This window comes from Novosphingobium soli (genome assembly GCF_042432915.1).
GTDB classification, from domain to species: domain Bacteria; phylum Pseudomonadota; class Alphaproteobacteria; order Sphingomonadales; family Sphingomonadaceae; genus Novosphingobium; species Novosphingobium soli.
The window spans coordinates 273,473-291,256 of record NZ_JBHLWK010000006.1; the positions used below are offsets into that span (position 1 = coordinate 273,473).

The window sequence follows — 17,784 nt, forward strand, 5'->3', positions numbered from 1 at the left end:
TCATATGGGCCTACTGGAGATACGCAGCCCGTCCGCCCAACCCTCAAACTTTTTGCAGAATTTCCGCCAGGCGCATCCGCGCGCGATAGAGCCTCGTCTCGACGGCCTTTTGACTTATGCCGAGAATCTGCGCGGTCTCCGCTTCGCTATGCCCCTCTATCGTCCGCAAGATGAGCGGCTCCTTGAGTGTTTCGGGCAAGGCCGAGATCGCGCTCATCGTACGCTCGAACTCCTGCTCGGCCGCCATTCTGTGATCGGCCAGCGGCGCTTCGTCCGCGACGTCCTCGGCGTCGCTGATCGGGAACGCAAAGGATAGGAAATTCCGGACTGTCCGGCGGCGGCGCCAGTCGTGACATTTGTTGATCGCGATCCGCGACATCCAGACCGGAAAGGGCCGTTCCGGATCGTAGCGGCGCAAGGCGCCGAAAGCCGCGACGAAACTGGCCTGGGTCACGTCGAGGGCTTCGTCGGTATCCCCGACATGGTTGCGCACCAGCCGGTAGACCCATTCACGGTGGCGCCGGACCAGTTCGCCGAAGGCCGGCTGCCGTCCCGCCAGCGCCAGCGTGGCGAGCTCGGCATCCGAACAGCCGGCGAGTTCGAGCGTCACCGTTCCTTGGCCGTCAGCGCTTTCACCACGGCCTCGTCGAACTTGACGGCTTGGTCGGGACGCAGCACGGCCCGCATCGAGAAGATGTGCTCCAGCGTTTCCTTCTGCAGCTCCCCCATCGCCTGGTGCGAACGGTCCACGGCGGCGGCGACCTTCGGCCCGTAACCATGTTCGATCTCAATCGCCTCGGCGAGCCGCACGTTATCGGCGCGCAGCTCCGCCTCCAGCGCCCGGCGGCGGATGGCGAACTTCTTCTCGATGACGTCAAGCCGCTCGTGCTGCTCTGCATCGATCCTGAGCTGACTGTGGAGAAGCTCGTGCAGTTCGTTCTCGACCGGCTTCTGCGGCACGACATAAAGCCGTCCGATCACGACGCCGGCCAGGGCTGCGGCGAAGGTCAGCAGGACCAGCAGGGCTATCCTGCGCCAGTCCCGCATCACTCGCCGCTCAGCAGAGTCGACGGCGCGAGCGCCAGCCGTGCGTCGAAGGGCGACAGGGTCGTGGCGGCACCCCGATCGGTTTGAACTACCGATCCGGCAATGCCGAACACCAGGGCGATCACGGCGACGGCGCCGAAGGTTCCGGCCCGGAGCGCGGGTGCGGCCCGGATGCGGGCCAGCTCCTCCATGACAGCGCTGTCGATCGTCGCGAGCGCGGCGGGAAGCGGCGCATTGCGCAAGCGCGCCAGCATCTGATCGAGATCATCCATCGTCGTTCTCCTTCCTCATTCTCCATTACGCATCACAGCCGCCTACCCCTCGTCAGCCACAAAAAGATAATCCGAGGGGTCCGCCGACGGGATGCGTATTTCCCTATGCCACCAACCTGGAGAACTCCGATGCGTCCCCTTCCCGTGTTTGCCGCCCTAACGGCCGCTGCCAGTCTCTTCGTTTCCGCACCGGCGCTTGCCCATCCCAAGCTCTTGTCTTCGACCCCCGCCGCCAGTGCAAGCGTGGCGGCGCCATCACGGATCACGCTCACCTTCAGCGAAGGCCTGATGCCCAAGCTGTCGGGCGCCGAAATCGTCATGGCCGGGATGCCGGGCATGCCCAATCACCGTATGGCCGTGACCGGTTTCCAGACCGCGGTCGATGCCGACGGCAAGACGCTGGTCCTGACGCTGGCGCGTCCGCTCTCGGCCGGCACCTATCAGGTCGCCTGGCACGTCGTGTCGACCGACACCCACCGGATCCAGGGCAATCTCGCCTTCACCGTGAAATGACATCATGAGTGACGCCGGCCTCATCGCGGTCCGCTGGGCGCTCTACGTCGATCTCGGCCTGCTGTTCGGCCTGCCGCTGTTCGCGCTTTATGCGCCGGGTGGCGTCCGGATGGCTGCTCGGCATCTGCTCATGCCCGCACTGATCGCCGCTGTTGCGCTGGCCGGCGTCATACTTTCCGCGCTCGGGTTCGCGGTCCAAGCCTCGGCCATGACCGGCCTGCCGATCACCCGGCCGGATGTCTCGATCCTCGGCGACCTGCTCAACGAGACGGCGCTGGGCCTCGCGCTCAAGACACGGGTCGCCGCGCTCCTGATCCTCTTGCTATGCGCGCTGTTCTACGGCCGCGCACCGCGCGCAGCAGCCGCGGCATCGACCCTTGTCGGCGCATGCGCCCTGGCAACGCTTGCCTGGTCCGGCCACGCCGCGGCCGGTGAAGGCGGCATCGGCTGGCTGCAGCTGGCGGCCGATCTGGTCCATCTTCTCGCCGCGGGGGCCTGGATCGGCGCCATCGCCGCTTTTCTGCTGCTTGCCGTGCGATGGGTTGATGCCGACGACATGGACCATGTGTCGCTGACGGAAGCCGCCCTGCGCGGCTTCGCGATGGTCGGAACCCTGGTCGTCGGACTGCTGATCCTCACTGGAGCGGTGAACGGCGCCATCCTTGTCGGTCCGGGCAACGTGCTTTCGCTCGGAAAGACCACCTATGGCCTGCTCCTGATCGTCAAGCTGACGCTGTTCGCCGCGATGCTCGGCCTGGCGGCGCTCAACCGCTACCGCGTTACGCCCGCGCTCGGCCTTGCCATCGCGCAAGGCGATGCGCGGCGCGCCATGGCGATCCTGCGCAAGAGCCTGCTCGCCGAGGGCGGCCTTGCCATCGTCATCCTGGGGCTCGTGGCCTGGCTGGGTACTCTTTCCCCGCCGATGTCGGCATAGCAGGGATGACCGCCAGGAAGTCCTACACGCCGCCGCTCGGCACCGGGTCCACGCGAGACTATGATCGTGTGATCCGGCTCTGGACTCGCGAAACCCGCTGGCGGAGCGCGATGCTTGCCGCTGTTGCCGCTCGGCCAGACGAGACGATCGTCGATGTCGGTTGCGGAACGGGCAGCTTCGCGTTGATGCTGAAGCTTGCGGAACCACGGCTCACTGTCATCGGCATCGATCCGGATGCGGAAGCGCTCGAGATCGCGCGCGGCAAGACCCGTACCACGCAGGCCGACATCGAATGGCGCCAAGGGTTTGCCATGGACCTTCAGGCCGGGATGGCACACGCTGCCGTGTCGAGCCTCGTGCTGCATCAGATGCCGGTGGGTGAGAAAGCAGCGACGCTTCGCGCGATGCACAGGGTGCTGCGGCCCGGTGGCCGCCTCGTCATCGCTGATTATGGACGCCAGCGGGGGGTGATGCGGCTGCTGTTTCGCCTGACCGTGCAACGCCTTGATGGCGTGAGTGATACTCGGCCTAATGCCGACGGTGTCATTCCAAAGCTGATCGCAGCAGCGGGATTTGAGGACGTCGCGGAACCCTTCATGATCTCGACGATCACGGGAGCGATCCAGCTGTTCACCGCGCGCCGGCCGATCTCGGATATCCAGCGATCCGTTGCGAACGATCCCGACTGATCTTCGGGCGACCGGCGCCGACGCTTTCGCAGGATCACCTCGGAGATTACGTATTGACCCTGACACGGTGTCAGACCCTACATCGTCAGGCGTCGAAAGGAGCAGGCGATGAACGAGACACATGGAGCGGCGCAAGGCGGCGGTTGCTGCGGCGGCCACGGCGCCGCGAAGATCGCGGCCGGCGTCAAGGACCCGGTCTGCGGCATGACCGTGGATCCAGCCACGACCGCACACCATGCCGAGCATGGCGGCGAGACCTGGCATTTCTGCAGCGCGGGCTGCCGCACCAGGTTCATCGCCGACCCCGAGCGCTATCTCGGCCCGCCCCTACCGCCGGTCGCTGCGCCCGAAGGCACGATCTGGACTTGCCCGATGCATCCCGAGGTCCGGCAGGACCATCCCGGGTCCTGCCCGATCTGCGGCATGGCGCTGGAGCCCGCCACCGTGACCGCCGACAGTGGCCCCAGCCACGAGCTGGTCGATTTCACGCGGCGCTTCTGGGTCGGCCTGGTGCTCGCCCTCCCCGTTCTGATCCTGGAGATGGGCGCACATCTCTTTCCGGTGATCCATCGCCTGGTGCCGATGTCGATCTCGGTGTGGATCCAGCTCGTCCTGGCGACGCCGGTCGTACTCTGGGCCGGCTGGCCCTTCTTCGAGCGCGGCTGGGCATCGGTGAAGACGCGCAACCTCAACATGTTTACCCTGATCGCGATGGGGACCGGGGTGGCCTGGATCTACAGCGTCGTCGCGACCCTCGCGCCGCAAGTGTTCCCGCCCGCCTTCCGCAGCGAGGATGGCATGGTCGCGGTCTATTTCGAGGCAGCGGCGGTCATCACCGTTCTCGTTCTGCTCGGCCAGGTGCTCGAACTGCGTGCGCGGGAGCGAACCTCGGGCGCGATCAAGGCGCTCCTCAACCTCGCCCCCAAGACCGCGCGCCGCATCGGTGCCGATGGCAGCGAGGAAGAAATCAGCCTCGATCTGGTCGTGGTGGGCGATCGCCTGCGGGTGCGGCCCGGCGAGAAGGTGCCGGTCGACGGAGTCGTCGAGGACGGCCGCTCTTCGCTCGACGAGTCGATGGTGACCGGCGAGTCCATGCCGGTCACCAAGGCGAAGGCGGACAAGGTGATCGGCGGCACGCTTAACCAGACCGGTGCGCTGGTGATCGTCGCCGACAAGGTCGGGCGCGATACCATGCTCGCGCGGATCGTCCAGATGGTCGCCGAGGCGCAGCGCTCGCGCGCACCGATCCAGCGCATGGCCGACCAGGTCTCGGGCTGGTTCGTCCCCGTCGTCATCGCCATCGCAGTGATCGCGTTCATCGCCTGGGGCATCTGGGGGCCTGAGCCGCGCTTCGCCTATGGGCTGGTCGCCGCGGTCGCCGTTCTGATCATCGCCTGTCCCTGCGCGCTGGGGCTCGCCACACCCATGTCGATCATGGTCGGGGTCGGGCGGGGTGCCGGACTCGGCGTCCTCATCAAGAATGCCGAGGCACTCGAGCATATGGAGAAGGTCGACACGCTGGTCGTCGACAAGACCGGGACGCTAACCGAAGGCCGCCCCGCCGTGACGAAGATCGTGCCGGCGCAGGGTTTCGATGAGACGGAACTGCTGCGGCTTGCCGCGTCGGTCGAGCGCGCCTCCGAGCATCCGCTGGCGCTGGCGATCGTCGAGGCGGCCAAGGAACGGGGTGTCGCCACAAGTGACGTCGGCGATTTCGATTCTCCGACCGGACGCGGCGCACTCGGAACGGTCGATGGCCGCCGAATCGTACTCGGCAATGCCCGCTTCCTCAGCGAAGAGGGTGTTGCGACCGAAGCGCTGGCCGAGCAGGCCGACGCGTTGCGCCGCGACGGCGCCACCGCCATTTTCATCGGGGTCGACGGCAAGGTCGGCGGGGCCTTCGCGATTGCGGACCCGGTCAAGGAGACCACGCCCGACGCGCTCACCGCGCTCAAGGCCGAGGGTATCCGCGTGGTCATGCTGACTGGTGACAATCGCACGACCGCGGAAGCTGTCGCGAGACGCCTGGGGATCGACGAAGTCGAGGCCGAGGTGCTGCCCGACCAGAAGAGCGCTGTGGTCGCCAAGTTCAAGCGCGAGGGACGCGTGGTCGCCATGGCCGGCGACGGCGTCAACGACGCGCCGGCACTGGCAGCCGCAGATGTCGGCATCGCCATGGGATCTGGCACCGACGTCGCGATCGAGAGCGCGGGGGTGACCTTGCTCAAGGGAGACCTCATGGGCATCGTGCGGGCACGGCGGCTGTCTCAGGCGACCATGTCCAACATTCGGCAGAACCTGGTGTTCGCCTTCATCTACAATGTCGCCGGCGTGCCCGTCGCGGCAGGCGCGCTCTATCCGCTGTTCGGCATCCTCCTGTCACCGATCATCGCGGCGGCGGCCATGGCGCTCTCCTCGGTCAGCGTGGTCACCAATGCGCTGCGGCTCAACCGGAAAGCGCTGTGAACATCGGCGAGACATCGAGGCAAAGCGGCGTCTCGGAGCGTATGATCCGCCATTATGAGAAGATCGGTCTCATCCCGGCGCCGCCGCGCCGGGGTGCCGGCTATCGCGATTATGGCGAGCGCGACCTCCATCGCCTGCGGTTCATTGCCAATGCCCGCGATCTCGGCTTTCCGATTGAGGAGATCCGTACCTTGCTCGGCCTGTGGACTGACACTGGCCGCGCTAGCGCGGAGGTTAAGCAGCTCGCACTTGCGCGCGCCGAGGAACTCCAGCGTAAGGCAGAAGCTCTTACCGTCCTTCATGACACGCTGGTCGATCTGGCCGAGCGTTGCCAGGGCGATCATCGACCGGATTGCCCAATCATCAATGAGCTTGCCGCCAGACGCACCTGAAAGTCGCTGACACAGCGAACCACGCTTCCCGGATAGCACCGCCCGCTATGGCGACCGGGAGCTTGGCTCGCCTGCCCGGCTGCCCGACCCCTCACAGGCAAGGGCGTAAACACTCCGCTCCAGTTCATCCAGGATGCTGGCCGCCGTCGACGGGTATGACCATCCCGGTGATGCACCGCACCGCGCCGCGCGCGTGGCGATAGGACCGGGCGAGATGGCATGGACCCGGATGCCCTTGGACCCGAGCTCGGCGGCCGCATAGCGCGTGGCGCTATGCGCTCGGGCCGTCGATCGGCCCGGCCGGGGAGGCGGATGCCTTGAGGCGCGGGATGAAGCCGGGCACGCGCTGCATATAGCCGCGATAGTCTTCGCCGAAGGTCGCCAGCGCCTCGCGCTCTTCGTGCTGCGCCAGACGAATGTACATCACGACCAGCACCGGAAACATGGCGAGCGTAAGGACGGTCGGCCATTGCAGCAGGAAGCCGAGCATGACGAGGATGAAACCGACATATTGAGGGTGGCGCACCCTGGCATAGATCCCGGTAGTCGCAAGCTTGTGGTGGCGCTGGCTCTCATGAAGCGTGGTCCAACCCGCCGAGATCAACCAGAAGCCCGCGCCGATCAGGACGAAGCTCGCGACATGGAAGGGCCCGAAATGCGGGTTGACCTTCCAACCGAACATCATCTCGAGGAGATGGCCGGCGTCGTGACTCCACCAGTCGACCCCGGGGAAATGGGATTGAAGCCATCCCGAGAGGAGGAAGATCGTAAGCGGAAATCCATACATTTCGGCGAAAAGCGCGACGATGAACGCGCTGAACGCACCGAAACTGCGCCAGTCTCGCTTGGTGGCCGGCTTGAAGAAGCTGAACGCGAAGAGAATGAACACCGCCGCGTTGACCAGCGCGAGCCCCCATAGGCCATAGCCATAATCGGGATGCGTCATCGCGGCTCCCCTTCGGTGCGCTGGATGGAACTGGCCGGCAGGGCGGTCGGCGATTGGGTGTTTCCGTGATCCTGGCCATGCTGATGACTGCCATGGCCGTGGTGCATGAACAGATGCATGAGCGGACAGGCGAGCAGGATCAGATAGGGCAGCACGCCGAGGAAGTGCGCCGTATGCTCGGTGATCAGGAAGAAGCCTGCAATCAAAAGAAAGCCGATCAGAACAATCGTCCCACGTTTGCGCATTCGATGGTCACGATCGTCCATTTGCCGCTCTCTTCTAGCCGATGCCATGCGAGGTTAGGCCCAAGTCCGGGTAGCAAAGTATAAGTAGAGGCCGCAGTCTGACGCGGGTCTATCCGGTCGGCCGATCGCCGCCGTCTTCTCGTCAGCATGCCAAGTGAAAGCCCAAGGGTCGTCCTGCGGCTTTTGCGTATAGTCGCAGGCCAGCCGCGCACCGAATGCTGGGGCCACGAAAAGAGCGTGAGAGGCAGGCCAGAAACATGCATAAGCGGAAAAAGAAGCATCGTCTTCACCGCCACCTGAGCGCCACCATGCTCGAGCACGAGGCAAGGATCGAGCTTGCGCAGCGCCCTGCCGAAGGCCTCGGCGTCGCCTTTCTCGGGGCATCGGGAACCGTGACGGGTTCGCGTTATCTGGTGGACGATGGCGAGACGCAGCTGGTGGTCGATTCTGGTTTGTTCCAGGGTCCCAAGGATCTGCGGCGCTTCAATTGGGCTCCGATGCCGCCCGAGGTTGCCGATGTCGATCTGGTGCTGTTGACCCATGCACATCTTGATCATTCCGGTGCACTGCCCCGCATGGCGCGCCTCGGCTGGGACGGAACCGTTTTGAGCACCCGCGCCACCGAGGCCCTGTGCGAACTTCTGCTCCTGGATAGCGGTCATCTTCAGGAGAAGGATGCCGAGTTCGCCAACCGTCACGGCTTTTCGAAGCACCAGCCCGCGTTGCCCCTTTACACCCAGGCCGATGCGCGCCTGGCGCTGCAACGGTTCCGGACGATCGAGTTCGGGGTGTGGCATCCGATCGCCGACGGCATCAAGGCGCGCTATCATCGCGCCGGCCATATCCTCGGCGCCGCCTCGATCGAGATCGACTGGAGGGGGCGCACGATCCTCTTCTCAGGCGATGTCGGGCGTTATGGCGATGCCGTCATGAAGGATCCCGAGCCCCCTGCGCGGGCGGACTATGTGCTGATCGAGTCCACCTATGGCGATCGCCGCCATGAACAGGTCGACCCGACACGGGCGTTGGGGGACTATGTCGAGCGGTGCATCAAGCGCGGCGGGACCGTCGTGATCCCCGCCTTCGCGGTGGGGCGCGTCCAGTCGCTTCTCTATCATTTCTCGCGCCTGCGCGCCGGTGGCCGCCTGCGCGACATTCCGATCTTTCTCGACAGTCCAATGGCGATCAACGCGAGCGGGCTGATGTGCGACTTCATGGAGGAGCATCGGCTGACCCGCGCCGAGTGCGAGGCGGCATGCGGCGTCGCGCACTATGTCCGGGAAGTCGAGGAGTCCAAGGAACTGACCGCCAACCCCGCCCCCAAGGTCATCATCTCGGCCAGCGGCATGGCAACCGGTGGCCGCGTCCTCCATCATCTCAAGCGCTTCGCGCCGGACGGGAAGAACCTCATCCTCTTTTCCGGATTTCAGGCGGCGGGAACGCGCGGCGCGGCGATGATCGGCGGTGCCCGGACCATCAAGATCCACGGCGAATATGTCCCGGTCGAGGCCGAAGTCGCGAACCTCACCATGCTCTCGGCGCACGCCGATAGCGACGAGCTCATGCGATGGCTCGGCTCGCTGAAGGAAGCGCCCAAGCAGGTGTTCGTCACCCATGGCGAGCCGTCCGGCGCCCATGTGCTGGCGAAACGCGTCTCGGAAGAGTTGGGCTGGTCCTGCAGCGTGCCGACGCTGGGAAGCTGGGGTCTGCTCGCATGAAGGCCGATCCGATGGTCGAGAGCGAGGCCGACGCCATCGCGACGATGCTGCGCGCGCGTCGACTTGGCCTCAGCGCGGCCGGCAATGATCTCATTGCCGTCATGCGTCACGACTGTCCGGTCTGCCGGTCCGAAGGACTCGCGTCGCGCGCGCAGGTGAGCCTGCGCGCCGGCGAGCGTGAAGTGGTGGTTTCCCTGCTCCACAGCTCGGGCGATGTTCCGGGCCCGGGGGAGATCGGCTTGTCCGAGACGGCCTGGCACCGGCTCGGTGTCAGTGACGGCGATCTGGTCGAGATAGCCCACGCCCAGCCGCTCGCCTCGCTGAGCGACGTTCGCCGCCGCATTTATGGGAACCGGCTCGGCGAAGAGGCCTTCTCGGCGATCATCGCCGACATCGCGGAACGCCGGTACAGTGATGTCCATCTCTCGGCGTTCGTCACAGCTTGCTCGGCTGTCCCGCTCGATACCGGCGAGACGATCAGCCTCACAAGGGCGATGGTCAATGTCGGCGAACGGCTGAGCTGGCCCGGCGCGGTCATCGTCGACAAGCACAGCGTTGGCGGATTGCCGGGTAATCGCACGACGCCGATCATCGTGTCGATCATGGCAGCAGAAGGCCTGATCATGCCCAAGACATCCTCGCGTGCGATCACCTCGCCGGCCGGCACCGCGGACACGATGGAAGTGCTGGCGCCCGTCGACCTAGACGTTCCGGCTATCCGCCGTGTGGTCGAGCGCGAAGGCGGCTGCATCGCCTGGGGCGGCGCGGTGAAGCTCAGTCCGGCCGATGATGTGATCATCGGCGTCGAGCGCGTGCTCGACATCGATGCGGTCGGCCAGATGGTGGCCTCGGTGCTCTCCAAGAAGATTGCCGCCGGGGCGACCCATCTGGTGATCGATATCCCTGTCGGGCCTACGGCGAAGGTGCGTAGCGCCGAGGCAGCAGCGACACTAGAGACGGCGCTGACCGCTACCGCCGAAGCCTTCGGCCTTCGCACCCGCGTAATGTGCGGCCCGGGTCTGGAGCCGATCGGACGGGGCATTGGCCCGGCGCTCGAAGCGCAGGATATATTGGCCATACTTCAGGGCGAACCCGGTGCCGACGATCTCGCACAGCGTGCCTGCGAGCTCGCGGGAGGCCTGTTCGAGCTGGCGGACGTCACGCCCGTGGGGCAAGGGTTTGCGCGGGCGCTGGAGAGCCTGGAAAGCGGCCGCGCGTGGGCGAAGTTCCAGCGTATCTGCGATGCGCAAGGCGGGATGCGCGCACCGCCGATCGCCCGGTTTCAGCAGGATATGATCGCACCGCAGAGCGGTCGGCTCGTCAGTATCGACAACCGCAAGCTCGCGACCGTCGCCAAGCTCGCCGGCGCACCGATCGCCAAAGCCGCGGGCGTCGCGCTGCATTGTCGCCTTGAGCAGACGGTTGAGGCGGGTGCGCCCTTGTGCACCATCCACGCCGAGAGCCCGGGAGAGCTCGACTATGCGGCGGCTTTCGCTGTGAGCGACGGCGCGATCTTCGGGATCGCCGAAGCATGAGCGGGCCCGTCGTCTTCGCCCTGCCGGGCAGCGAGCCGTTCGCCCATTCCTTGCGCCAGCGCCTTGGCGGCGAGGCCGGCCTGCTCGAGCATCGGCAGTTTCCCGACGGGGAAACCTATCTGCGGATCATGACCGATGTCACCGGCCGTAACATCGTGCTGGTCTGCGGCCTCGACCATCCCGACGTCAAGCTGCTGCCGCTCCTGTTCGCGGCGGATACGCTACGCGAACTCGGTGCGCGGAGGATCGGCCTTGTCGCACCCTATCTCGCCTATATGCGCCAGGACATCCGCTTCCACGCGGGCGAGGCGGTGACCTCGCGCAGCTTTGCCACGATCCTCTCGCGCCATCTCGACTGGCTGGTGACGGTCGACCCGCATCTGCACCGCTACCATGCTTTGGGCGAGATCTATCGCATACCGAACCGGGTCGTTCATGCCGCACCGTTGATAGCAGGGTGGATACGAGAAGACGTCGCGCGGCCGGTCATTATCGGCCCTGACAAAGAAAGCGAACAGTGGGTCGCGGAGGTTGCGGCCGGTGCGAATGCCCCCTTCCTCGTCTGCGAGAAGGAACGCTCTGGCGACCGAGACGTGCGGATCGCAATCCCCAACGCCGGATCCCTGCTCGATCGCCAGCCCGTGCTTGTGGACGATATAGCGTCCTCGGGCCGGACCCTGGCGGTTGCGGCAAGGCAGCTCGTCGCACTCGGCTTCCCCCCGCCCGATTGCGTTGTGGTCCATCCGCTCTTCGCAGGCGATGCGGCGCAGGTGCTGAGCGGTGTCGTCCGCCGCATCGTCAGCACCAATACAATCCCGCATGCGACGAACGCGATCGAGGTGGCCGCTCCTGTCGCCAAAGCTGTGCGTGACGTTCTTACGGAGCTCCGGGGGTGAACACGGCCCCGGAGCTCTGGGACAGTGGCTTCAGGACAAGGGAGAGCATCGACGGGCGAGCGTGGAGTCCTGCAAGGCGCGCTGTCGAACACCAGCATAGCTGCTGTAGGACGGCTGAAGACGTTTCAGGATATCGGGGAATCTACGGATCAACGGACCATCAGGATCGGTGTTGGTTCCGTGATCGACTCACCAACAGCCCGACATCGGAGCACGACATGCGCTACAGCAGTGGAAACTATGAAGCCTTCGTCCGTCCCCGCAAGCCCGAGAGGGCGGATCGGAAATCGGCATGGTTCGTTGGATCGGGCCTGGCTGGGCTGGCCGGGGCAGCCTTCCTGATCCGCGACGGGGGCGTAGCCGGGGGTCGCGTCACCATCCTGGAGGAACTGGAGATACCGGGCGGCGCGCTGGACGGCCTGGACGTGCCGGAAAAGGGGTTCGTTATCCGGGGCGGGCGCGAAATGGAGTCGCATTTCGAATGCCTGTGGGATCTGTACCGGTCGATCCCGTCGCTGGAGATTGAAGATGCAAGCGTCCTCGATGAATTCTATCGGCTCAACAAGGATGACCCGAATATCTCGCTGCAGCGCGTGACCCAGAACCGGGGGCAAGATGTTCCCGACAAGGCTCTGCTGACGTTGAACGACGCGGCGCAGAAGAATCTGCTCTCGGTCTTTCTCGCGACGCGCGAGGAGATGGAGAACAAACGGATCAACGAAGTGTTCGGCGAGGACTTCCTCAACAGCAATTTTTGGCTCTATTGGCGCACAATGTTCGCCTTCGAGGAATGGCATTCAGCGCTGGAGATGAAGCTCTATCTCCACCGTTTCATCCATCATATCGGCAGCCTCGCCGACTTCTCTTCCCTCAAGTTCAACCGCTACAACCAGTATGAATCCATGGTTCTGCCGCTGGTGAAATGGTTGCAGGGCCAAGGCGTCCGCTTCCGTTATGGCGTGAAGGTGACCGACGTCGATTTCGACATACAGCCCGATCGCAAACAGGCGACGCGGATACGCTGGGTCGAAAAGGGCGTCGAAGGCGGCGTCGATCTCGGCCCTGACGATCTGATCTTCATCACGATCGGCTCGCTCACCGAGAACTCGGACAGCGGTGATCACCAAACGCCCGCGAAACTGAAGGAGGGGCCAGCACCTGCCTGGGACTTATGGCGCCGCGTCGCGGCCAAGGATCCCGTGTTCGGGCGCCCTGACGTGTTCGGATCGCATATTCCCGAGACCAAATGGGCATCGGCGACGATCACCACTCTGGATGCGCGCATTCCCGAATATATCCGCCGCATCGCCAAGCGCGATCCATTCAGCGGAAAGGTGGTGACGGCCGGCATCGTCACCGTGAAGGATTCGAACTGGCTCCTGAGCTGGACCGTGAGCCGTCAGCCGCACTTCAAGAAGCAGCCGAATGACCAGCTCGTGACCTGGTTGTATGCGTTGTTCGTGGACCGGCCCGGCGACTTCGTGAAGAAGCCGATGCAGGATTGCACCGGCGAGGAGATCACCCAGGAATGGCTGTATCATATAGGCGTGCCGGTCGAGGACATCCCGGAACTCGCCGCAACCGGGGCGAAAGCGGTGCCGGTGATGATGCCCTACATCACCGCCTTCTTCATGCCTCGTCGGGCCGGCGATCGCCCCGACGTTGTGCCGGAAGGCGCCGTGAACTTCGCCTTCATCGGGCAGTTCGCGGAATCGAAGCAGCGCGACTGCATCTTCACCACGGAGTATTCGGTACGCACCCCGATGGAGGCGGTCTACACCCTGCTCGATGTCGAGCGCGGCGTGCCCGAAGTTTTCAACTCGACCTATGACATCCGTACGTTGCTGGCCGCGATTGCACCGCTGCGGGATGGCAAGGGGATCGACATCCCAGGGCCGGCCTTCCTGCGCGGACTGCTGATGAAGAAGCTCGAAGGGACGGAGATCGGCGCGCTGCTGGAGGAGTTCCATCTGATCGAGAGATAGCGGGGAGTCCGGGAAACGGATGGGCGCGATGGGATAAAAGGACGCAGTGATCGGGCTTGGCGGTTCCGCGGGGCGACAGGGCGATCGATGCCCGGCCTGACTACGCTCAACGGACGCCCGCTGTCGAACCGGACGATCCCCACCTTTGCGTCAGTCTGCTTGATGCGAGAGACTGCCGCATCGACGGTCGTGGATGGAAAGACGCCACACGGAAAATACCCTCTTGACCCTGGACTATGGTCCAACCCGCACAAGCGGCGAGCGTGAAGCGGTGGCGCGTCCATCGCCGACGCATGTTGCTCATTTTGCCGGTCTCAGGAGGATCATGGGAAAGAGACGTGTTGTTCATCTCGTCGACGATGATGAAGCCATACGCAAATCGGTCGGGTTCACGTTGCGCAAAGCCGGCTTTGTCGTTCAACTCTATACATCTGGGGTAGAATTTCTGCAGAACGCGGACGAAGCCGAAACCGGCTGCGTACTGCTGGACATGCACATGCCCGTCATCGACGGTCTGCAGGTTCAGGCCGCCATGGCGGAGCGAGGGATTGCCATGCCGGTGGTGGTGCTTACCGCCAACGGCGATGTCGCCCTGGCCGTCCAGGCGATGAAGGGCGGCGCGGTCGATTTCCTCGCCAAGCCGATCGAGAAGGCGTCGCTGCTCGATGCGATCGAGCGCGGCTTTGCGCGGATCGAGCACGTTGACAGGCGCACTGCCGAACAGGCGCAGGCCCGCGAGCAGATCGCAGCGCTGACCCCGCGCGAGCAGGAGGTGTTGGAAGGCATGGCGCAAGGTTATCCGAACAAGACGATTGCCTATGACCTGGGCATTTCGTCGCGAACCGTCGAGGTTCATCGCGCCAGCCTGATGCTCAAGCTGGGCGTGCAGACGCAGGCGGACGCCCTGCGGATCGCGTTCACGGCCGGCATGGGCAAGGGGCCGAAAAAATAAGGGCAACCATGCATCCCAAGGTTGGGAGCAGCGCGGCAGCGAAAGAACGTAGCTTGTCCGGGCCTCGGTGCGTCGAGGCTCTCTATAAGCCGGGACCCCGGGCGGCACGTGACGCGGCGCCGAGTTCGACGACCTCCGCCGTGATCTGGTCCTGACGTGTGATCCGCTCCTCGAGGCGCAGGGCCTCGCCCTTGCGATCGATGTGGCTGCGGGCGGTCGCCATGGTGCGCAGCCGTGCCTCGTTCTCGGCGACGAATGTCTCGACTGCCGCCGCGCAGATCTGGGCGAAGACATATTCCACGGTCAGGTCGCCGATGAGGTCCGCCGCCTTGATGTTGATGAGCGGCGGCAGATCCGCCGTGGACGTGGGGAAAGTGTCGAGGTCGAGCGGCAGGAGGCTCGCACGCACGATCGAGACGCCCTTGCCGCTGCTCCAAACCGGATAAGCCATGGTGATAGGCACCGCGCCGGCCTCCTCCAGAAAGTCGTAAAGCGCGTCGATGATGCTTGTCGCCAGAGCGGGTAGCGCATCGGCCTTGCTCGGCATGCTCGCGCTCCATGCGATGCGCAGACCGCGCTCGGCCGCAAGTGCGGCCGTGCGCGCGCCAATCAGAAGAATATGCCTGTCCTGCAAGTCGGCCGCGGCGCCGTCGAGCAACTGCTCCGGAAAGGCGCCGGCAAAGCCTTGCTCCGCACCGAACAAAATAAGGCCACCTTTTGCAGCGTGATCCGTCCGTTTGCGAGAATGCTCCAGCGGTTCGGCAAGGCGGCGTGCCTGGCCGATAGCCGTGCGGGCGGTTTCCGCGTAACGGCGCACCGCGGGCAGCAGCGCGCGCGCCTGCTGCGCCCGCTGCGCGGCAATGCCCTGCATGGCATTGACCACCGCGCCGAGCTGACGGACGGTCTCGATCCGGTGGCCAATCTCGGCGAGGCGATCGCTCATGATGCAGAGCCGGCCGGCCGGCTCTCGATCAGCGCTTTGACCGTCATCATCAGAGCGGACCGCTGCGCGGTGTCGATCTGTCCAGTCCGCTCGATCTGCGCGCATAGATCGGGGACGTGATCGTCGATCCAACTTGCCAGCCGCGTGCGAAGCGACGGTATCTCCGAGACTGCCATGTCGTCGAGCAACCCTTCACCAAGCGCGAGCGCCAGCGCCACCTGGTCAACGACCCGCAGCGGGCTGAGCAAGGGCTGCACGAGCAGGGCGCGCAAGCGCTTGCCGCGTTCGATCTGCGCCCGCACGCGCGGCTCGGGCTGCTCGCCGAAGCGGGTGAACATCTCGAGCTCGAGGAACTGCGCATAGTCGAGGCGCATGGTCCCGCTCGCGTCGCGCAGGACGCGAAGCTGCGTCTTGCCGCCGACCCGGCTCACGCTCGTGCCCACATCAATGGCGGGCTTGTGCCCTTGCGCGAACAGCTTCGCGTCGAGAATGATCTGACCGTCGGTGATCGAGATCAGATTGGTCGGGATATAGGCGCTGACATTGCTGGCATCGGTCTCCGCGATCGGCAGGGCCGTAAGCGAACCACCCCCTTGTTGGGCCGAGAGACACGCCGCGCGTTCGAGCAGGCGCGAATGGAGGAAGAAGACGTCGCCGGGATAGGCCTCGCGCCCAGGCGGCTGTCCGGTCAGCAGGGCGATCTCGCGATGGGTCGCGGCATGCTTGGTGAGATCGTCGAGAACCACCAGCGCATGGCCGCCACCATCCCGAAAATATTCGGCCATCGTGAAACCCGCGAACGGCGCGATCCATTGAAGCCCCGGCGCCGCGGCGGGGCTCGCCACAACGAAGATGGTGCGGTCCGGCGCGCCATGCCGCCGCACCTGATCGATCGCGCGCGCGACCGCCGAGCTTTTCTGGCCGATCGCGACATAGACACAGATCATGTCGCTGGTGCGCTGGTTGATGATCGTGTCGACCGCGAGCGCCGTCTTGCCGGTGGCGCGGTCGCCGAGAATGAGTTCGCGCTGCCCCCGGCCGATGGCGAACATCGCATCGATCGCGAGCGTGCCGGTCTGGACCGGCTGGACGACAAGGTCGCGTTCGATGATCGCCGGCGCCGGCCGTTCGACAGGATCGAAACGCCTGGCCCTTATCGGCGTGCCGCCATCGAGCGGACGGCCGAGCGGATCGACGACGCGGCCGAGCAATGCCTCGCCGACAGGTACGCGGACCACCTCGCCCGAGCCGGTTACGGTATCTCCTGCCTCCACCTCCGTGGCATCGTCGAGCAGCACGCAGCCGATCCGGTCACGGTCGAGCGTGTGGACGAACCCGGTCTGGCCGCGGGCGAAATAGAGCAATTCGTCGAGGCGCGCGTCCGGAAGGCCCGAGACCATGGCAACGCCGTCGCCGATCGATTCCACCCGGCCAATTGCATCGACACGCGGCCCGAGATTGGCGCGCGCGATGCAGCTCTGGGCCTGCGTCAGCCAGTCTTCAGGCGATCCGGGCATGATCGTCCTCATGGAGGCTCTCCACCATGGCGTCGAGATCGGCGCGCCAGCTGTTGCGCACGACGGCGTGGGGCGTGCGAAGCTCCGCGCCGGCGATGAGATCTGGATCGACCGCGAAGATCGGGGTCGCGGTATCCGGCAGGATTTCGCCAAGCGCGCGCGCTACCTGCGTCTGCAGATCTGCCGTCAGCGGCGCGGGCGTCGCGACGGTGACGGGCCCGGCGGCCGCCAGGCTGCGGCGATCCGCCTCGGAAAGGTCCCCGAGCCGCGCCTTGAGCGCGTCGACCATGGCCTGCACCGTCTGCTCGGGCGGGAGACGAGCGAGCAATGTGCCCGCCATCGAGGCGGCGAGGCTCGCTGCCTTTTCCCGCCACTGCGCCGCCACCCGCCCGCGTTCGGCATCGATCGCCGCATGGCCTTGCTCGACGACGGCGTCCGCCTCGAGCCTGGCCTGCGCGAGGAGGCGCTGGCGCTCCGCTTCGGCCTCGGTCCGGATCTCGGCGCGACGAGCCGCCGCATCCGCGACGAAGCCGTCATTCTGCGTCTTGAGCGCCTGCGCTTCGGCCTGTGCCCGGTCCTTTGCCTCCCGCGCTTCGTCGAGCAGCGCCTGGGCCGATGCCTGGCGGGCAGCGATGGCATCCATCACCGGACGGAACAGGAAGCGTCCGAGCAGCCACACGAGGATGAGGACATTGACCGCCTGCAGCGCCAGCGTCCACCAGTCGATCCGCATG

Annotated in this window: 19 protein-coding genes; 10 read left to right on the forward strand and 9 right to left on the reverse strand. The window is 65.4% G+C overall.

Annotation, left to right across the window (positions count from 1 at the left end):
• Window positions 1-43: 43 nt before the first annotated feature.
• Genes ACFFJC_RS03230 through ACFFJC_RS03240 form a run of 3 tightly spaced genes read right to left on the reverse strand, consistent with a single transcriptional unit; the run spans window position 44 to window position 1,319 of the window.
• Window positions 44-610, reverse strand: coding sequence for an RNA polymerase sigma factor (locus tag ACFFJC_RS03230; protein ID WP_086485555.1), 567 nt, complete (start codon window positions 608-610; stop codon window positions 44-46).
• Window positions 607-1,047, reverse strand: a complete 441-nt coding sequence (locus tag ACFFJC_RS03235) for a periplasmic heavy metal sensor (RefSeq protein ID WP_086485554.1) — start codon at window positions 1,045-1,047, stop codon at window positions 607-609. The genes ACFFJC_RS03230 and ACFFJC_RS03235 overlap by 4 nt, the downstream gene beginning before the upstream one ends.
• Window positions 1,047-1,319, reverse strand: a complete 273-nt coding sequence (locus ACFFJC_RS03240; RefSeq protein ID WP_086485553.1) for a hypothetical protein — start codon at window positions 1,317-1,319, stop codon at window positions 1,047-1,049. Before ACFFJC_RS03240 ends, ACFFJC_RS03235 begins: the two co-directional genes overlap by 1 nt.
• 129 nt (window positions 1,320-1,448) lie before the next feature.
• Between ACFFJC_RS03240 and copC the strand changes: the two genes are divergently transcribed.
• The 5 genes from copC (at window position 1,449) to cueR (ending at window position 6,313) form a co-directional block, all read left to right on the forward strand.
• Window positions 1,449-1,832 carry a copper homeostasis periplasmic binding protein CopC gene (copC, locus tag ACFFJC_RS03245; protein ID WP_379486059.1) on the forward strand — a complete coding sequence of 128 codons (384 nt, stop codon included), beginning with the start codon at window positions 1,449-1,451 and terminating at the stop codon, window positions 1,830-1,832.
• Between the two features lie 4 nt (window positions 1,833-1,836).
• Window positions 1,837-2,766, forward strand: coding sequence for a copper homeostasis membrane protein CopD (gene copD, locus ACFFJC_RS03250; protein ID WP_086485551.1), 930 nt, complete (start codon window positions 1,837-1,839; stop codon window positions 2,764-2,766).
• A gap of 5 nt (window positions 2,767-2,771) precedes the next feature.
• The gene (locus ACFFJC_RS03255; protein ID WP_379486060.1) at window positions 2,772-3,455 is read left to right on the forward strand and encodes a class I SAM-dependent methyltransferase; all 684 of its coding nucleotides are present in this window, start codon (window positions 2,772-2,774) and stop codon (window positions 3,453-3,455) included.
• Window positions 3,456-3,563: 108 nt separating this feature from the next.
• Window positions 3,564-5,921 (forward strand): heavy metal translocating P-type ATPase, encoded by a 2,358-nt coding sequence (locus tag ACFFJC_RS03260; RefSeq protein WP_379486061.1) that lies wholly within the window; start codon window positions 3,564-3,566, stop codon window positions 5,919-5,921.
• The gene (gene cueR, locus ACFFJC_RS03265; RefSeq protein ID WP_086485548.1) at window positions 5,918-6,313 is read left to right on the forward strand and encodes a Cu(I)-responsive transcriptional regulator; all 396 of its coding nucleotides are present in this window, start codon (window positions 5,918-5,920) and stop codon (window positions 6,311-6,313) included. The genes ACFFJC_RS03260 and cueR overlap by 4 nt, the downstream gene beginning before the upstream one ends.
• Before the next feature lie 45 nt (window positions 6,314-6,358).
• Here the strand turns inward: cueR and ACFFJC_RS03270 are convergent, their stop codons facing one another.
• The 3 genes from ACFFJC_RS03270 to ACFFJC_RS03280 are packed head-to-tail and all read right to left on the reverse strand — an operon-like array spanning window position 6,359 to window position 7,525.
• Window positions 6,359-6,676 (reverse strand): SDR family oxidoreductase, encoded by a 318-nt coding sequence (locus ACFFJC_RS03270; protein WP_379486191.1) that lies wholly within the window; start codon window positions 6,674-6,676, stop codon window positions 6,359-6,361.
• Window positions 6,585-7,259 (reverse strand): methyltransferase family protein, encoded by a 675-nt coding sequence (locus ACFFJC_RS03275; RefSeq protein ID WP_086485547.1) that lies wholly within the window; start codon window positions 7,257-7,259, stop codon window positions 6,585-6,587. The genes ACFFJC_RS03270 and ACFFJC_RS03275 overlap by 92 nt, the downstream gene beginning before the upstream one ends.
• The gene (locus tag ACFFJC_RS03280) at window positions 7,256-7,525 is read right to left on the reverse strand and encodes a DUF2933 domain-containing protein (protein WP_086485546.1); all 270 of its coding nucleotides are present in this window, start codon (window positions 7,523-7,525) and stop codon (window positions 7,256-7,258) included. Before ACFFJC_RS03280 ends, ACFFJC_RS03275 begins: the two co-directional genes overlap by 4 nt.
• 236 nt (window positions 7,526-7,761) lie before the next feature.
• Here ACFFJC_RS03280 and ACFFJC_RS03285 point away from each other — a divergent pair, with 236 nt between their 5' ends.
• From ACFFJC_RS03285 to ACFFJC_RS03305, 5 genes are all read left to right on the forward strand, one after another.
• The gene (locus ACFFJC_RS03285; protein WP_379486192.1) at window positions 7,762-9,222 is read left to right on the forward strand and encodes an MBL fold metallo-hydrolase RNA specificity domain-containing protein; all 1,461 of its coding nucleotides are present in this window, start codon (window positions 7,762-7,764) and stop codon (window positions 9,220-9,222) included.
• Window positions 9,219-10,757, forward strand: coding sequence for a thymidine phosphorylase family protein (locus ACFFJC_RS03290; protein WP_379486062.1), 1,539 nt, complete (start codon window positions 9,219-9,221; stop codon window positions 10,755-10,757). Before ACFFJC_RS03285 ends, ACFFJC_RS03290 begins: the two co-directional genes overlap by 4 nt.
• Window positions 10,754-11,653, forward strand: a complete 900-nt coding sequence (locus ACFFJC_RS03295; protein WP_086485543.1) for a ribose-phosphate pyrophosphokinase — start codon at window positions 10,754-10,756, stop codon at window positions 11,651-11,653. The genes ACFFJC_RS03290 and ACFFJC_RS03295 overlap by 4 nt, the downstream gene beginning before the upstream one ends.
• 218 nt (window positions 11,654-11,871) lie before the next feature.
• Entirely contained in the window at window positions 11,872-13,638 is a 1,767-nt protein-coding gene (locus tag ACFFJC_RS03300) for an oleate hydratase (RefSeq protein ID WP_086485542.1), read from the forward strand.
• Window positions 13,639-13,963: 325 nt separating this feature from the next.
• Window positions 13,964-14,590 (forward strand): response regulator transcription factor, encoded by a 627-nt coding sequence (locus ACFFJC_RS03305; protein WP_379486193.1) that lies wholly within the window; start codon window positions 13,964-13,966, stop codon window positions 14,588-14,590.
• A gap of 82 nt (window positions 14,591-14,672) precedes the next feature.
• Here ACFFJC_RS03305 and ACFFJC_RS03310 read toward each other — a convergent pair whose 3' ends face one another.
• Genes ACFFJC_RS03310 through ACFFJC_RS03320 form a run of 3 tightly spaced genes read right to left on the reverse strand, consistent with a single transcriptional unit; the run spans window position 14,673 to window position 17,783 of the window.
• The gene (locus tag ACFFJC_RS03310) at window positions 14,673-15,533 is read right to left on the reverse strand and encodes a F0F1 ATP synthase subunit gamma (protein ID WP_086485540.1); all 861 of its coding nucleotides are present in this window, start codon (window positions 15,531-15,533) and stop codon (window positions 14,673-14,675) included.
• Window positions 15,530-17,050 (reverse strand): F0F1 ATP synthase subunit alpha, encoded by a 1,521-nt coding sequence (locus tag ACFFJC_RS03315; RefSeq protein ID WP_379486194.1) that lies wholly within the window; start codon window positions 17,048-17,050, stop codon window positions 15,530-15,532. Before ACFFJC_RS03315 ends, ACFFJC_RS03310 begins: the two co-directional genes overlap by 4 nt.
• Complete coding sequence (locus tag ACFFJC_RS03320; protein ID WP_086485538.1) at window positions 17,034-17,783, reverse strand: F0F1 ATP synthase subunit B family protein; 750 nt, start codon at window positions 17,781-17,783, stop codon at window positions 17,034-17,036. Before ACFFJC_RS03320 ends, ACFFJC_RS03315 begins: the two co-directional genes overlap by 17 nt.
• Between the last annotated feature and the right edge of the window lies 1 nt (window position 17,784).

Excerpts from the sequence above, each read along its gene's own strand:
- ACFFJC_RS03260 (WP_379486061.1), top strand. The coding sequence starts at position 3,564 with ATGAACGAGACACATGGAGCGGCGCAAGGCGGCGGTTGCTGCGGCGGC.
- ACFFJC_RS03300 (WP_086485542.1), top strand. The coding sequence starts at position 11,872 with ATGCGCTACAGCAGTGGAAACTATGAAGCCTTCGTCCGTCCCCGCAAG.
- ACFFJC_RS03235 (WP_086485554.1), bottom strand. The coding sequence starts at position 1,047 with ATGCGGGACTGGCGCAGGATAGCCCTGCTGGTCCTGCTGACCTTCGCC.
- ACFFJC_RS03280 (WP_086485546.1), bottom strand. The coding sequence starts at position 7,525 with ATGGACGATCGTGACCATCGAATGCGCAAACGTGGGACGATTGTTCTG.
- ACFFJC_RS03285 (WP_379486192.1), top strand. The coding sequence starts at position 7,762 with ATGCATAAGCGGAAAAAGAAGCATCGTCTTCACCGCCACCTGAGCGCC.
- ACFFJC_RS03240 (WP_086485553.1), bottom strand. The coding sequence starts at position 1,319 with ATGGATGATCTCGATCAGATGCTGGCGCGCTTGCGCAATGCGCCGCTT.
- ACFFJC_RS03310 (WP_086485540.1), bottom strand. The coding sequence starts at position 15,533 with ATGAGCGATCGCCTCGCCGAGATTGGCCACCGGATCGAGACCGTCCGT.
- copD (WP_086485551.1), top strand. The coding sequence starts at position 1,837 with ATGAGTGACGCCGGCCTCATCGCGGTCCGCTGGGCGCTCTACGTCGAT.
- ACFFJC_RS03290 (WP_379486062.1), top strand. The coding sequence starts at position 9,219 with ATGAAGGCCGATCCGATGGTCGAGAGCGAGGCCGACGCCATCGCGACG.
- copC (WP_379486059.1), top strand. The coding sequence starts at position 1,449 with ATGCGTCCCCTTCCCGTGTTTGCCGCCCTAACGGCCGCTGCCAGTCTC.
- ACFFJC_RS03275 (WP_086485547.1), bottom strand. The coding sequence starts at position 7,259 with ATGACGCATCCCGATTATGGCTATGGCCTATGGGGGCTCGCGCTGGTC.
- ACFFJC_RS03305 (WP_379486193.1), top strand. The coding sequence starts at position 13,964 with ATGGGAAAGAGACGTGTTGTTCATCTCGTCGACGATGATGAAGCCATA.
- ACFFJC_RS03315 (WP_379486194.1), bottom strand. The coding sequence starts at position 17,050 with ATGCCCGGATCGCCTGAAGACTGGCTGACGCAGGCCCAGAGCTGCATC.
- ACFFJC_RS03320 (WP_086485538.1), bottom strand. The coding sequence starts at position 17,783 with ATGCGGATCGACTGGTGGACGCTGGCGCTGCAGGCGGTCAATGTCCTC.
- ACFFJC_RS03255 (WP_379486060.1), top strand. The coding sequence starts at position 2,772 with ATGACCGCCAGGAAGTCCTACACGCCGCCGCTCGGCACCGGGTCCACG.
- ACFFJC_RS03295 (WP_086485543.1), top strand. The coding sequence starts at position 10,754 with ATGAGCGGGCCCGTCGTCTTCGCCCTGCCGGGCAGCGAGCCGTTCGCC.